Origin of the sequence: Silvibacterium dinghuense, from assembly GCF_004123295.1 — a bacterium.
GTDB classification, from domain to species: domain Bacteria; phylum Acidobacteriota; class Terriglobia; order Terriglobales; family Acidobacteriaceae; genus Silvibacterium; species Silvibacterium dinghuense.
In genome coordinates, this window is record NZ_SDMK01000003.1 from 377,326 (window position 1) to 391,449 (window position 14,124).

A 14,124-nucleotide genomic window follows, 5' to 3' on the forward strand; every position below is an offset into this window, starting at 1 on the left:
GATTCGACTGTGTGCACGCCGCCTGACCGGCGAACAGTTTTCTGCGTCCCGATGAAACCCCTCAAACTGGTCACGACTCCTACCCGCAACCGCCGCCTGAATGAACTGATCGGGCTGCTGGTGCTGGTTTCCGCGATCCTCCTCCTCCTCGCGCTCATCTCTTATCACCCCACCGACCCGTCCTTCGACACGGTCGGCGGCTTTGGCTCGTCCGGCCGCCCCGCGCATAACTGGACCGGGCTGCTCGGCGCCTGGATTGCCGATATCGTTCTGCAGATCGAAGGCGTCACCTCCTTCTTCCTTCCGCTGCTCATCGGCGCACTGGGATGGTCCTGGCTGCGCTCGCGTCCTGCCGGCTCGCCGGGCGCGAAGCTGCTCGGCATTCTGCTGTGCGCGCTCTTTTTGCCATCGCTGATGGCGCTGCTGCCGGGGCACATGCACTTCCCTGCCGGCTTGCCTATCTCCGGCGTGACCGGACGGCTGGTCTCGGATGCGCTGATCTCCTGGCTCAACTATCCGGGCGCGTGCGTGATTTCGGTAGCCATGGTGGGCATTGCGCTCTACCTCTCCACGACATTCAGCTTCAATACCGCGCAGGAATGGCTCGCCATCCGGCTGGCTTTTGTAATGGCGTGGCGTGACCGCCTGCGCAACTGGCGCGCCAGCCGCAAGCTCTCCAAGGAGCAGAAGGCCGAGGCCCGCGCAGAGAGGCTTCGCGAGAAGGAGCTTGCCAAGGCGCGCAAGGCGCAGGCCAAGCTCGAAAAGCGGCAGCTCAAGGAGGGCCATATCATCGAGCCGGTGCCCTCGCCTTATGCCGAGAACGATGAGGCGGAGATTCCTCGCGGGCGCCATGCCGGCTTCTCGGAGACCTACGCGCCGGAGGCTCCGGTCGCCGATCCGTATCTTGAAGACCCGCCACAGCCGCCCACGGTGTGGGACCAGATGCCTCGCGCGCATGTGCAGGAGCCGGTGCGCGTGCCTGAGCCGCCGATTCCTTATCCCGAAACCGAAGAGGAACCTGCGCCGGCCACGGGACCGATCGCGGTTTCCAGCCGTCCGCCGGCCGAGGCAGCCATCGCCGTTGCGCAGCGGGCCGAAGCCCAGACACAGCACGTCACCGTGGCTCCTAAGTCTGTGGCCGGCTACCAGCTGCCGCCAAGCACGCTGCTGCACCTGAGCGAGGACACTCAGACTATCCGCGAGGATGAGCTGCGGGCCGAGGCACAGATTCTTGTCGAGAAGTGCGCCGAATTCGACGTGATGGGTCAGGTGGAGCGCATCAATCCGGGGCCGGTGGTCACGACCTTCGAGTTCCGGCCGGATGCGGGCGTGAAGTACAGCCGCGTGACGGGACTGGCCGAGGACCTGTGTCTTGCGATGCGGGCGGAAAGCATCCTGATCGAGCGCATGGCGGGTAAGAGCACGGTCGGCATCCAGGTGCCGAACCACGATCGCGAGACGATCTGGCTGCGCGACGTGATCGAGGCGGACGGCTTCCGCTCGGCCAAGAGCAAGCTGACGCTGGCCATGGGCAAGGACATCAATGGCCGCATCGTGACGGCCGATCTCGCGACGATGCCGCACGTGCTGATCGCCGGCTCGACAGGCAGCGGTAAGTCGGTGGCGATCAACGCCATGATCATGTCGGTGCTCTTTAAGGCGACACCCGACCAGGTGCGACTGATCCTCGTCGATCCGAAGCGTGTGGAACTCGGCATGTACGAGAAGATTCCGCACCTGTTCACGCCGATCATCACCGAGCCCAAGCTGGCGGCGAATGCGCTGCGCAACGCGGTGCGTGAGATGGAGCGCCGGCTGAAGCTGCTGGCCTCACGCTCGGTGCGCAACATCGACCAGTACAACAAGCTGTTTGAAACGCCGAGCCTCTTCGAGGATTCTCCCGACGAGACCCCGCTGCCTTACATCATGATCATCATCGACGAGCTGGCCGACCTGATGATGCTGGATAAGGCCAACGTCGAAGAGGCGATCACGCGCCTGGCGCAGATGGCGCGCGCGGTCGGCATCCACCTGGTGCTGGCCACGCAGCGGCCTTCCGTCGATGTCATCACCGGCCTCATTAAAGCGAATGTGCCCAGCCGCATCTCGTTCCGGCTGGCGACCAAGGTGGACTCACGCACGATTCTCGATGCGAATGGCGCTGAGAGCCTGCTGGGACGCGGCGACATGCTCTTTCTGCCGCCGGGCACCTCGCGGCTGCAGCGCGTGCACGCACCGTTTGTCACCGAAAAAGAAATCGCGTCGGTTACAGATTTCTGGAAGCGGCAGGGAGAGGCTGAATATGCCGAAGGCTTCCTCGAAGCGCCGAAGGATGCGAACGGCCGCGAGATCGGTGGCGACGGCGAAGGAGACGACCAGGACGACGAGCTTTTTCAGGATGCCGTTCGGCTGGTGCTGGAGTTCGGCAAGGCTTCGACTTCTCTGCTGCAGCGGCGGCTGCGCATCGGCTACGGCCGTGCCGCGCACCTGATCGACATGATGGAACGCGACGGCCTCGTCGGCCCAGCCGAAGGCTCGAAGCCGCGTGAGATTCTCAAGCGGCCGGACTGGCTCAGCGAAGTGGAATCGGCAATGCGATAGGTTGCTCTTTCTCATCCCCAAGCAAAAGCGGCGTGGCTCTTGAGCCACGCCGTTCTCGTCTTGCAATACACGTTATTGCGAATCCCGCTCAAGAGTGTTCGTCCACTTGAGGCATAACAGCAGAGGGATACAACCGAAGACACCAAAGCTGCAATCCACCAGCCTCCAGGGCAACGGAATGCCACGCACGGCACCGGCAATCAGAGCCAGCGGGAGGATGCCCGCGCAAGCGATCAGCCCAAAGACGATCACCCACTTGTTTCTGACTGGTTCACGATATGGGCCTATCAACGCAACCGCGATTACAAGATGCGCAAATGCAAGCCAGTCGGTTCCGTAAGCGAGAAATGGATAGTCACGCTGCGTCACTTCCAATCCCTCGTGCACTCGAACGATCCATGGCAGAAGCCCGATACGCATGGAAATCGGCTGCAACGCTGGCGTAAGAAGCAATCGATGAAACCAGCGCAATTCGGTCAACAGAGGAAAGGCCGTGATTCCGCTCAGCACGAGGCCGACGATGAATATGGCCAGCCAGAAGCGGATTTTGCGCAGGATATGTTCTGATCGCATACGTTCTTTGCTACATCATGGCACGGGCTTGCTCTGCCGAAAGCAAACCCGTGCCGGAAGTTTGTTTATACCAGCCCCTGAAAGAACTCAGGACCGCTGCCTGCTTTTACTTTCTCTTTCCCGCTCCGCGCGCTGTACCAGTCGATCCTGCGCGTAAAGTACATGGCTGCCGCAACAGCGAGGAAGCTCATGATCGCACCGATCAGCAGCGCATCATCTTCCAGGCGCAGCAGCAGGTAGATCAGCATGTAAAGCGGTCCAAAGACGGCCAGGGCGCGCCAGCCCTGACTCCGGCCTGCGAAGATCCAGCCGGCGTTGGTAGAAAGCAGGGCCACAGTCGCACCACCCGCTATCAAAAACGCCCAATCGAAACCCACCTTTTCCGCCAGAGAGAGCAGCAGCAGATAGAAGATCAGCTGCGCCGTTCCCACCAGCACATACTGCGCCGGGTGAACGCGAGTCCCCGTCGTCGCTTCGAAGACGAAATAGGTCAGGAATACCAGCCCGAGAAAGAGCAACACATACTTCAGCGAGCGGGTGACGGAGCGGTAAGAATCGACTGTGCGAATAGGTAACCGTGACGATGGCGTATTCTGGGCAGCAGCGGCTCCGTGCACCGCAGCCTGGCTGCGCTCGCTTGCCAGATCGCTGACGAAGAACGAGGGAATGGTCATACACAGCGCCAGAACGCTGAGCAATAACAGCTTCATGCCCATAGAACGGGGATTCCAGTCTTTCGACTCCTGCAATGCGAGAGTGTCCATTCGTTTCTGTCTCCTTGAAGAGGATGGAATTTGCTTTGTATCGCAAAGTTAATAAGCGAAAAAAGACCTATGCGCGGTCGGGCAGCAGCGTTTTCTGCTTTCCAAACGTTGTCTTTCCCTCCATCAGCGCAGCCGCATCCTGCACCACCTTTTCGAGCGTGGCGAGGTACTCCGCAAAGCGTGCACGTCCCGAGGATGTAATCCGGCAGATGGTCTGCGGACGATTCCCTGCCGTCGTCTTTTCTACCTGCACCATCTTTTCTTCTTCCAGCACTTTCAGATGACGGTTCAGATTGCCGTCGGTCAATCCGCATAGCTGCTTTAGATCGCCGAAGCTCACGCCTTTTCTGCGCGTGGCAAGTACGGTGAGGATGCCAAGCCGCGCTCGCTCATGAATGGCGCGGTCCAGCCCCTCATAGGCAAAGGGCGCGTCCATCGATGGATCTTCACTCCGCATCTTCTTCCTCCTTTGCTCCCCATAACAGCGCCATTGCTGCCAGTATCTGTCCTGCACCGAAAGGAAGCCCCATGGCCCATGGCGAGAGAGCACGCGCCCCTGCAAACGAGATCAGCACCAATCCGCTTACCAGATACCATCCGCCGGCCAGCACCGCATATCGCGGCAGAAACCGGCATGAAGCAAAGATGCCGAGGCTGAAAATCACCTGCCACAACGCAGGAAGCATCCAGAAATCCGCCGCCACATAACGCGCCACCGCTACCGTCAGCAGGACTCCCACTGCTACCGCAGGCAACAGCTGCTCAACCGCCATACGCACCATCGCGCTGGCCATGCACGTGTGCATGCGGCGGGTGCGCGCAAACATCTCGAACGCGATCAGCAGGATCGATGCAACCGCTGTTCCGATCCAAAGCAAGAGATAGGCTGCATGCCTGGCTCCCGGCTCCGGCAGCCAGGCCGACTGCACCAACGAAGCCAGCACTGCGAGCAAGCCGGTCCCTGCGACCGTGGCCGGCCCATAGCCTCGAAATACGGCGCTCTCCGCAACCTGCTGGCGGATGCGCTCGATATCACCCAGGGCGCGAGAGAGTTCGCTCATGGATTACTTTGTACCGCAAAGCTTATTTCTACGTCAATGGATTTTCTGCTCATTCGCTTATGCCTGGGGTGAATCTTTCTTTCCGCCCGAGCCGCGCAGGCTCAGCCAATCTTTCTGATAGGCGAAGCTCACCGTCAACAGCAGCGCTCCGAGGCCCAGGAAGCTGAGGATGCGATAGCCCTGGTCCAGTTGTCGCGTATCGAAGAGGAAGACCTTGGCGATGCTCAGGGAGAGAAGCACCAGCGCCTGCCAGCGCAGAAAGGCGGACTTGCGCCAGAAGCCCATCGCCAGCAGTGCTGCGCCGGCGACCATGAACCATGCCGAATAGGTGAACTGCTCGCCGATCTGGTCGACGAGCAGCCCGCCCTGCCCGGCCCAGTAGGCATGGATCTCCATGCATACGGCGATGAGCAGAAGTGCTGTCGCTGCCAGTCCGGAGACAGCGGCGAAGTTCTTCCAGTCCTCGCTGTGCTTGTGTTCTCCACGCGCGGCCATGAGTCCCATGCGCATCGCCCATGCGCTGATGACTGCACCAGCCAGCCAGCTTGCAAAGCGCGTGTTCAACACCAGAGGCCCGGCCACCGGCGGATGCCACGCTTCCACTGGCGCAATCAGCGCCAGCACCGCCAGCACCAGCACGCCCGAGGCTACCCAGCGCAGCGTTCCCGGCTCGCGCAGCGCTTTTTCTCCGCGCCGTGCGGCAAACCAGGTCAACAGACCGAACTCCAGAAACCAGCCAATGGCTACCCAACGCCCGTGCGCCTCCATCGGAATGGCCACGGTGGCGAAGGCCCCGGCCAGCGCCAGCTCCATGGCATTGCTGCGTGTACCACGCAGGCGCTGCAGTCCGAGATAGAAGGCCACAAAGGGCAGCGGAATCCACTCCCGCCAACTTTCATAGGGCGAATGGCCGAAGAGCATGAACATCTCGGAGAAGGCCACCAGCGCATTGAACGCTGGCAACAGGCGCAGGGCGAGACTCTCTTCGAAAGGATGCACCGGCTCTGTCTCGGCAGAACGCACACGTCGCAGCAGCAGGACCGGGGAAACGGCAAAGATGAGAAAGAATACGAGCACGAAGAAGAGCGTCACACCGAAGCGCTCGTCCTCATAACTGCTCGCATACCAGCCCACGGCGTAGAAGGTAGTACCGGCAAAGGCTGCCAGCAACAACCGCGCCCAGGGCCGCGCGGCAAGCAGCGCTATGACGCCCGCATCCAGCAGCAGCAGATAACCGAAGAGCACCAGCTCTTCGCTCGCGTGCGCGGAGAGCAGCAGCGGCGTGAGGAATCCTCCGACTGCCGCATAGAAGGCCAGCACCTCGGAGCTCTGGCTCCAGCTGAGCCAGGTGTTCATCGCCGTAACCAGAGCCATGCACAGGAAGGTTACACTGCCCGGCACAAGATGGAAGACCGAATACGCTGCCCACAAAGAGAGGTAGAGAACACCGGTTGCGACCGCCTGCAGCGAATACGCAAAGGCCTGGTAACCCTTCCTGCGAAAGCGCTCCGCGAGCACGGCGACACCCGCGCCGGCGGCCAGACCGATGAGCACGCGTGCAGCCGGGCCGATCCATCCGTTGTCGATGGCCAGCTTGAGAAACCAGGCCACGCCGATCAGCACAGCAATGATGCCAATGCGGTTGAAGAGCTGCGAGCCGATCTTCGTTTCGAGAGATGGCCCGGCTACAGCCGCTCGCAACGATTCCTGATTTGCAGCAGGCTGCCATGGCGGAGACGGCAGCGGAGCACTGGCCGGTATGGCCCTTGATTCCGGATCGGGTGGAGCCGGCACAGCCGTTGAAGCCTGAAACCGCGCAGCCGCTTCCGGACGAGCCAGCTGCTCCAGCCTCTCCACACGTGCGCGCAATGCCGCGATTTCTCGCCTCAGCTCGTTTTCGTCTTCAGTCATTCCGGCCATCACCCGTCCCGACCACTCTACCGCGTCATGAACGCAAGAAAAAAGGGAGCCCTGCGCGGGCTCCCCTGGAAGCGCTGCAACTTGAGGTTCGGAGCTAGTAGATAACCTTCAGTCCGAACTGGATGATGCGCGGCTCGAAGGTGCTTGAAATCTGGCCGCCGCTGGTCGGGACGCCGCCGGTGATGGCCGAAAGCGGCACGGTAGCGCCGGTCGAAAGGGTCTCGCCGGTCGTGCCCTGCGTGCCGCTGATGGTGCTGGGCAGGTAGGGGTTGGTGTGGTTGAAGAGGTTGTAGAACTCGGACCGGAACTCGACCTTAAGGCCGTCGATCGGCGTGTCGAATTTCTTGTTCAGAGCCAGATCGCTCTCATAGAAGGCCGGCGTGCGTCCGGGATTACGCGGAGCGTCGCCGAAGGGGCTCAGGTAGTCGCCCGCCGCATCCTTGATGGGAGGAAGCACGAAGGCGTTGTAGTTGACGTAGTTGATGTAGCCGGTGTTCGCCGCGCGGGAGCTGCGGCCCTGCGTGACCCTGGCGTGCGGCACCATGTTCGGGCGGTACTCGTTGGCGCCACGGTAGGTGGCGCTGATCTGCTGCGAAACCTGCTGCTTGCTATTCGGCGTATAGGTGATGTTGAACGGCGTGCCGGCCTGCGCCATGTTGATGAGGCTCACCTGCCAGCCACCCAGCACGGCATTCACCGCACCGTTGGAGTTATTCAGCCAGCGGCGTCCATGCCCGAAGGGCATTTCGTAGATGAGGCTGGTGGTGTTTGCGATCGGCAGGTTGTAATCCGACTGCGAGTAGTCCGCCTTGATGTTGTTGCCATCCTGCGGCGAAGGCGTGTTGCCTTCGAGCGAGGCGCTGGCGTTGTCGAGGGAATGCTCCCAGCTGAAGGAGTTCAGCAGGGTGAGACCGCCGTTGAAGCGCTGCTCATAGCGCACCTGCAGCGCGTTGTAGTTCGACCAGAATTCGTTGAGCGCTTCGGTGATGTCGCTGGGCCAGTTGCCAAAGGGCCGCGCGAAACCATTGGAGGGGTTCTTCTGGTTGCCGTTCAGGAAGCCCTGCAGCTTGAGGCCGTGATTGCCGACATAAGCGATGTCGAGGATGGTGTTCTTCGCCAGCTGCTGCTGCACGCTGAAGAAGTAGTCCTCCACGTAGCTGTCGCGGGTGTTCTTCGGCACCCAGGTGATGTTGTCGGTCGAGGGATTGAAGGTGGTCACCAGGCCGGAGGGGAAACCCTGGCTCGCGGTTGCATAGCAGCTCGGGGTCGTCGAACCGACGGGCACGATCTGCGAGGGCAGCGGCGAGGAGCACTGGTTGGTGGTGGTCGGCGTGACCTGAGTTACAGCCGCGAACTGCGCCTGCGGCGCGTTGATGCCGAGGATGTCGCCCGAACCGGCGCGCGTGTAGTGCACGTAGCTCATGCCGAAGCCGCCGCGGACCGCGGTCTTCTGCGTCGCCGCCCAGGCAAAGCCCACGCGGGGAGCGAAGTCATTCCGGTCCGGGTTAACCAGCGTCTTGCCGTAGACGCCGCCCTTGCTGACCGGCGTGATGTCGGTGCCCGAGGCGCCCGGCGTAATGGTCAGCACGGTCTGCGTATCCGGATCGAAATTCGAGATGTAGTTGTGCTGCTCGGAGTAAGGCGATCCGTATTCCCAGCGCACGCCGAGGTTCAGCGTCAGGTTGGGCAGCACCTTCCAGTCGTCCTGGGCATAGACGTTGTCCATATCCTGCCGCAGGTGCGCCACGAAGTAGTTGGCCAGCTGATAAGCGCTGGTAGTACCGAAGAGAAAGTCAGCCCAGTAGTTGTCGGCAACAGCCGTGCCAGTGTCGAGGCTATAAGCGCCGCCGTAGGTCCAGCCGCCATAGAGCGGGTTATTGTCGTTCACTGCCATCCACACGTGCTCGTATTCGTAACCGAACTTGAGCGTATGCGCGCCCTTCACCCAGGTGAAGTTCACCTTGGGATCGAGCAGGGCCGGGTCCTGCCACTGCGGGTTGGTGCTCTGACGGCCGAAGCTGGTGAAGTTGGTGATGCCGATCGACGGCAGGCCGCCAGAGATGCCGGCGATCTGCGGCAGGCCGGGAATCGTGTAGCCCAGTTCGTTGTTGCCGATGGAGAGCGACCACTTGCCGGCCTTGGTGCGCGAGAGGCCGAGGCGCGCGTCGATGATCTTGTTGGCGTCGAAAAGGTGCGTGTAACCGAGCGCTACCTGCTGATCGAGAACGCGGATGGTGCCGTTCGTCTGGCCGTCGAGCGGCAGCGGAATCGCCTGGTAATTGACGCCGGTCTCTTTGCGATCGCTGACGCGCAGGAACCAGGAGTTCTTCGCATCCTGCTGATAGTCGAGGCGCAGATCGCCCTTATCCGAGTTATCGGAGAACGGCACCTGCACCGCGTAGTCGTTCGAATTCAGGCCGCTTGATGCCAGGCCCGACTGTGGCAGCGCCAGGGAGGCAAACTTGTCGACGATCTTGAGTGACAGCGGGTCGAAGACCGTGGTTGGAATCGGCGAGTTTGCGGGATAGACGATGCCTGAACGCGGGTCCTTGACCGGAACGACCAGGTTGCCTTCGAGCTCGTCCTTGGTGGGCAGCGTGAGCACGCTCAGCGGCGTCAGGGTCTGGCGGAAGCCCTCGTAATCGAGGAAGAAGAAGAGTTTGTCCTTGAGAATGGGGCCGCCGAAGTTCATGCCGAACTGGTTGCGGTTGAAGGCCGGCTTCTGGAAGGCGGTCGCGGTGCCGGTGTTGCTGACGACATTCGGTTTGAAGAAGCCGTCGGCGTTCAGATCCGTGTTGCGCAGGAACTCATAGAGCGTCGCGTGATAGCTGTTGGTGCCGCTGGCCGAAGCCACGTTGATCGTCGCACCCGAGGAGCGGCCGTATTCCGCGCTCTCATTATTGGTGACCACGTTGAACTGGGCCACCGAATCCGGCGGAACGGCGATGATCTGGTTGTCGAAGCCCTGATTGCTCTCGCCGTAGGCGTTGTTATCCATGCCATCCAGCAGGAAGTTATTGAACATGCTGCGCTGGCCGTTGACGTTATACGAGCCCTGACGCACCAGGCTGTTGATGGAGCTCGTCGTCGCGGCGGTCGGGGCCTGGCGTGAGCCGGTGACCAGGCCGAGCAGGTCGGAATAGTTACGCGTGACCAGCGGCAGAGCCTCGCTCTGATAATTGGTGATGGTCTGGCCGCGCTGGCTCTGCTCGGTCTCGAGCTGCAGGGCCACTCCGTTGACTTCCACCGTGGTCTGCGTCGCACCGGCCTGCAGCGTCAGATCGATGCGCTGCCGGTTTCCGACCGAGATCTGGATATTGTCTGCCACCGCGGAGGCGAAGCCCTGCGCGCTGGCCGTGATCTTGTAGGTACCCACGCGCAGCGAAGGCACATCGTAGTCGCCACTGCCATTGGTGGTCACTGCGTTCTGGATTCCCGTGGCCGTGTTCAGAACATTCACCGAAGCGCCGGGAATGGCCGCACCGCTGGCATCCTTGATGGTGCCCACGAGGCTGCCGTTATCGTATTGAGCGAATAGAGTTCTTCCGGAAATCAAGAAGATAAGGAGGCCGATCCCAAAAAGTACTGCAATCCGTCTGTTTTTCTGCATAGTGCCGAGCATAGAAACGCTTTGCAAACGAAGTGTGAATGCCCGGAGAATGCCGTATGAATGGCAGGTCCGATGATTCGCGGCGATTTCACGTCTGCGTCTTTCTTCTGTCCACCTTCCAGGGAATTCCATCTGCCCTCTCTCCCGCGTGGTATTGTCGTGAGAATCTTTTCCTTGAACATCTTTTGCAGCTCCCACGGCCGCGCCTATGAACGAGATCCCCCTATTACGCTCCGTGTTGCTGATTGACGACGATGAAATCAGCCTCTCCCTCCTGAGCCTGCAACTGGCATCGGCAGGCTACAGCGTGCAGTCTGCTTCGAGCGGCGAAGCTGCTCTCCGGCTGATTGCCGAACAACCCCGGGATGCGGCACCGGACGTTGTCCTCGCCGACCTGCAGATGCCCGGCCTGTGCGGACGTGAGCTTGCGCTGGCCTTGCACGCCCTGCTTCCCGACTGCCTCCTTATCGCGATGAGCGCTTCACTAGGAGAGACTGAGGGTTATGATGAATTTCTCTATAAGCCACTCAAAATAGAAGCTTTCCGGGTGATTCTCGAGCACCGGCCCAGGGAACGGGAAGAGACCATGCAGCCGGCCCTGCAGCAGCTGGAGGAGATCCCCCTTCTGGACGAACGTACTTTTACAAAACTCAAGGGAATGATGTCCAGCGCCGCGCTTGCCGAAGTGTATGGGGTGTGCATCAACGATACCCGGCAGCGCTCCCGGCTGATTCTCGAAGCCGCGGGCAAAGATGAGCCGCAACTCCGGCGCCTCGCCCACACCGTCAAAGGCGGGGCATCTATGGTAGGCGCTTCCCGGATCGCGGCCATTGCTGCTTTTCTGGAATCGGCGCAATATGCTGTTACCGAGGTACCAGAACTGACAAATAAATTGTTGCTCGGTTGTGACCAACTCGAGCGTATTCTGATGACAAAAGTCAATTCTGGTTGACTAGAGTGATACTATGACTGCCCGGACCTCTCCCGCGAAACATTCCACTGCCGCCAGCCGCCCTGTGCTGTCCAATATCCGCATCGTCCTTGCGGACGATCATCCTGTCGTCCGTATCGGCGTCCGCAACATGCTCCAGATCGACGAGGGCTTCGATGTTGTAGGAGACGCCGGAGACGGCGATGAAGCCATCACGCAGACACTCGAGCTGCTTCCCGACATTCTCCTGCTCGACCTCAACATGCCGCGCCTTCCCGGCCTCGAGGCGATGCGCTCCATCATGAGCGGCTCGCCGGCGGTCAAGATCATCCTGCTCACCAGCACGGTCACCCCGCAGCAGATCATCGAGGCGCTGCAGATCGGCGCACGCGGCATCGTCCTCAAGGATGCGCTTACGGATCATCTGACCAGCGCCATCCGTACCGTGATCTCCGGTGACTATTGGATCGGCGGCAAGCGTGTCGTCAACCTGGTCCAGGCGCTGCATGAACTCACCAAGCAGGCCGCTGTTCCTGAGCGCAAGACCTTCGGCCTCACCCCGCGTGAGATGGACGTCGTCGGCTGCATCGTCGAGGGGTGCAGCAACCGTGATATCGCCAAGCAGTTCACTCTCAGCGAAGAGACTGTGAAGCGCCACCTCTCCAATATCTTCGACAAGACCGGTGTCTCGACACGGCTCGAGCTGGCCATGTTTGCCATCGCTCACCATTTGGTTGCCCCGCAACTGTAACTTTTCCTGTTCTTTTTGTGCCAGCCGCAGTTCTCCCGTGACGATCAGCCAGACGACCCATGTCTGGCTATCTCCATCCTTCTTCCCTGCATCCATCTTTAGCGAATGGCCAGGAATCAATGGCTGATCGGCGCGATCCCAGCGTCGTCATTCCCGCGCAGTCTGCGCGATTTTCTGCGCTCTCACAGCGCAGCAGGAAGATGGATCCTCCTGGGCAGATTCCCTGGGTGGATCGAGGAACGGATCGACGATGAAATACACACTCTCGCTTGTAGTTCTCGCCTGCGCCGCCACCGTGGCCGGCGCCCAGGAAGCCAACCCGACTTCCACCATGCAGTGGCCGCAGTCGCAGCAGAAGACACAGCCGGAGGCCCGAATCGAAGGCGGCATTCCGGTGTACAAGGTCACGGTAATCGGCCGGGATATTCCCGCGATCAATTACTTCCACCGCAGCGGTTCCACAAAGATCGGTTTCGACGGCACCCCCCTGCTGCCTCGCGCCAAAGGCTCCGCAGTGGTAGAAAGCCGCCGCGGGCGCATGGTCATCGACGCAAAGTTTGAAGGCCTGGTACCGGCCAACAGCTTCGGCGTGGAATATCTCACCTATGTTCTATGGGCGATCACGCCGGAAGGCCGTCCGGTGAACCTCGGCGAGATTCTGCCGCAGGGCTCGAAGAGTGCGATTACCGTCACGACCAACCTGCAGGCGTATGGACTGATCATCACAGCCGAGCCGTACTACGCGGTAACCATGCCCAGCGATGTGGTGGTAATGCAGAACTACGCGCTGCCCGACAAGACACAGGGCATCCTCGAGCAGGTGAATGCGCATTACCTGCTGCTGCCTCGCGGCGCTTACACGCAGACGGCTGGACAGCATGCGGTTCCGCGGCCGATTACGCGCAACGAACGCTCGCCGCTTGAGCTTTACGAGGCGATCAATGCGGTGCAGATCGCCGAAGCCCAGGGCGCGGACAAGTATGCTCCGGATATTCTTGCCACGGCCAAGCAGGCGCTGCAGAATGCCCAGGATTTCGACGAGCGCAAGAAGGATCAGAAGCAGGTCATTACTTATGCGCGTGAAGCGGTGCAGGCCTCCGAGGATGCGCGCCTGACCTCGATCCGCAAGATGAAGGCGGAGCAGGACGAACAGCAGCGGATCGCTGCGCAGAACGCCAAGGATCAGGCGGCACAGAGCGCCCTGGCAGCGCAACAGGCTGCGGCGCAACAAGCGGAAGCGGAAGCGCGCGCTGCAGAGGCAGAGGCTGCGGCAGAAAAGGCCAAGGCGGAACAGGCTGCGGCGCAGCATCAGGCGCAACAGGCCAACGACCAGACCGAGCAGATGCGCGAACGGCTGAAGGATCAGCTGAACGCGGTGCTGCAGACACGCGAGACCGCCCGCGGCCTGATCGTGAACATGTCCGACGTGCTTTTCGACTTCGGCAAGTACACCTTGAAGCCGGAAGCGCGCGAGAAGCTGGCCAAGGTCTCAGGCATCCTGCTCGCCTACCCTGGACTCACGCTGCAGGTGGAGGGCTACACGGATAATGTCGGCTCGGATGAATACAACCAGAAGCTTTCCGAGCAGCGCGCCGACGGGGTTCGCGACTATCTGGTGAGCCAGGGCGTGGCGCAGGGCAATATCAGCGCTACGGGCTATGGCAAGACGAATCCGGTTGCGGATAATTCCACCGCCGCAGGCCGTGCCCAGAACCGCCGCGTGCAGCTGGTCGTCTCCGGCAATGCCATCGGCGTGCAGCAATCGGCTCCTACCCCGGGCGGCGACACGACGCAGCAGCCACCGGCACAACCTCAGCAACAGCAGCCTCAGCCGCAACCGAATGCAACGGGGGTCTCAAACGAGCCGCAGATGTAGACATGGCTTCTCTTTCTTCGGAACAAGAATGGCCGCC

General features: G+C 61.1%; 10 protein-coding genes. 4 read left to right on the top strand and 6 right to left on the bottom strand.

Annotated features, from left to right (window positions below):
- Window positions 1–51: 51 nt before the first annotated feature.
- Complete coding sequence (locus ESZ00_RS15615; RefSeq protein WP_129209231.1) at window positions 52–2,601, top strand: DNA translocase FtsK; 2,550 nt, start codon at window positions 52–54, stop codon at window positions 2,599–2,601.
- Window positions 2,602–2,673: 72 nt separating this feature from the next.
- Here ESZ00_RS15615 and ESZ00_RS15620 read toward each other — a convergent pair whose 3' ends face one another.
- The 6 genes from ESZ00_RS15620 to ESZ00_RS15645 all read right to left on the bottom strand — a co-directional run bounded on the left by ESZ00_RS15620 (window position 2,674) and on the right by ESZ00_RS15645 (window position 10,427).
- Entirely contained in the window at window positions 2,674–3,174 is a 501-nt protein-coding gene (locus tag ESZ00_RS15620; RefSeq protein WP_129209232.1) for a hypothetical protein, read from the bottom strand.
- 65 nt (window positions 3,175–3,239) lie between these two features.
- On the bottom strand, window positions 3,240–3,938 hold the full coding sequence (locus tag ESZ00_RS15625; RefSeq protein WP_129209233.1) for an inner membrane CreD family protein: 699 nt from the start codon (window positions 3,936–3,938) through the stop codon (window positions 3,240–3,242).
- 67 nt (window positions 3,939–4,005) lie between these two features.
- Window positions 4,006–4,395: a transcriptional regulator gene (locus ESZ00_RS15630; protein ID WP_129209234.1), complete on the bottom strand. Its 390-nt coding sequence runs from the start codon at window positions 4,393–4,395 to the stop codon at window positions 4,006–4,008.
- Window positions 4,385–4,999 (bottom strand): hypothetical protein, encoded by a 615-nt coding sequence (locus ESZ00_RS15635; protein WP_129209235.1) that lies wholly within the window; start codon window positions 4,997–4,999, stop codon window positions 4,385–4,387. The genes ESZ00_RS15630 and ESZ00_RS15635 overlap by 11 nt, the downstream gene beginning before the upstream one ends.
- A 57-nt stretch (window positions 5,000–5,056) precedes the next feature.
- Complete coding sequence (locus tag ESZ00_RS15640; protein WP_164981545.1) at window positions 5,057–6,910, bottom strand: DUF2339 domain-containing protein; 1,854 nt, start codon at window positions 6,908–6,910, stop codon at window positions 5,057–5,059.
- 103 nt (window positions 6,911–7,013) lie between these two features.
- Window positions 7,014–10,427, bottom strand: a complete 3,414-nt coding sequence (locus ESZ00_RS15645) for a TonB-dependent receptor (protein WP_229741326.1) — start codon at window positions 10,425–10,427, stop codon at window positions 7,014–7,016.
- 310 nt (window positions 10,428–10,737) lie between these two features.
- On the opposite strand from ESZ00_RS15645, the gene ESZ00_RS15650 reads away from it, so the two are divergent.
- From ESZ00_RS15650 to ESZ00_RS20415, 3 genes are all read left to right on the top strand, one after another.
- The gene (locus ESZ00_RS15650; RefSeq protein ID WP_129209238.1) at window positions 10,738–11,481 is read left to right on the top strand and encodes a response regulator; all 744 of its coding nucleotides are present in this window, start codon (window positions 10,738–10,740) and stop codon (window positions 11,479–11,481) included.
- A gap of 13 nt (window positions 11,482–11,494) precedes the next feature.
- Window positions 11,495–12,211: a response regulator transcription factor gene (locus tag ESZ00_RS15655; RefSeq protein WP_129209239.1), complete on the top strand. Its 717-nt coding sequence runs from the start codon at window positions 11,495–11,497 to the stop codon at window positions 12,209–12,211.
- A 250-nt stretch (window positions 12,212–12,461) separates the two neighbouring features.
- Window positions 12,462–14,087: an OmpA family protein gene (locus ESZ00_RS20415; protein WP_129209240.1), complete on the top strand. Its 1,626-nt coding sequence runs from the start codon at window positions 12,462–12,464 to the stop codon at window positions 14,085–14,087.
- The last annotated feature ends 37 nt before the right edge of the window (window positions 14,088–14,124 follow it).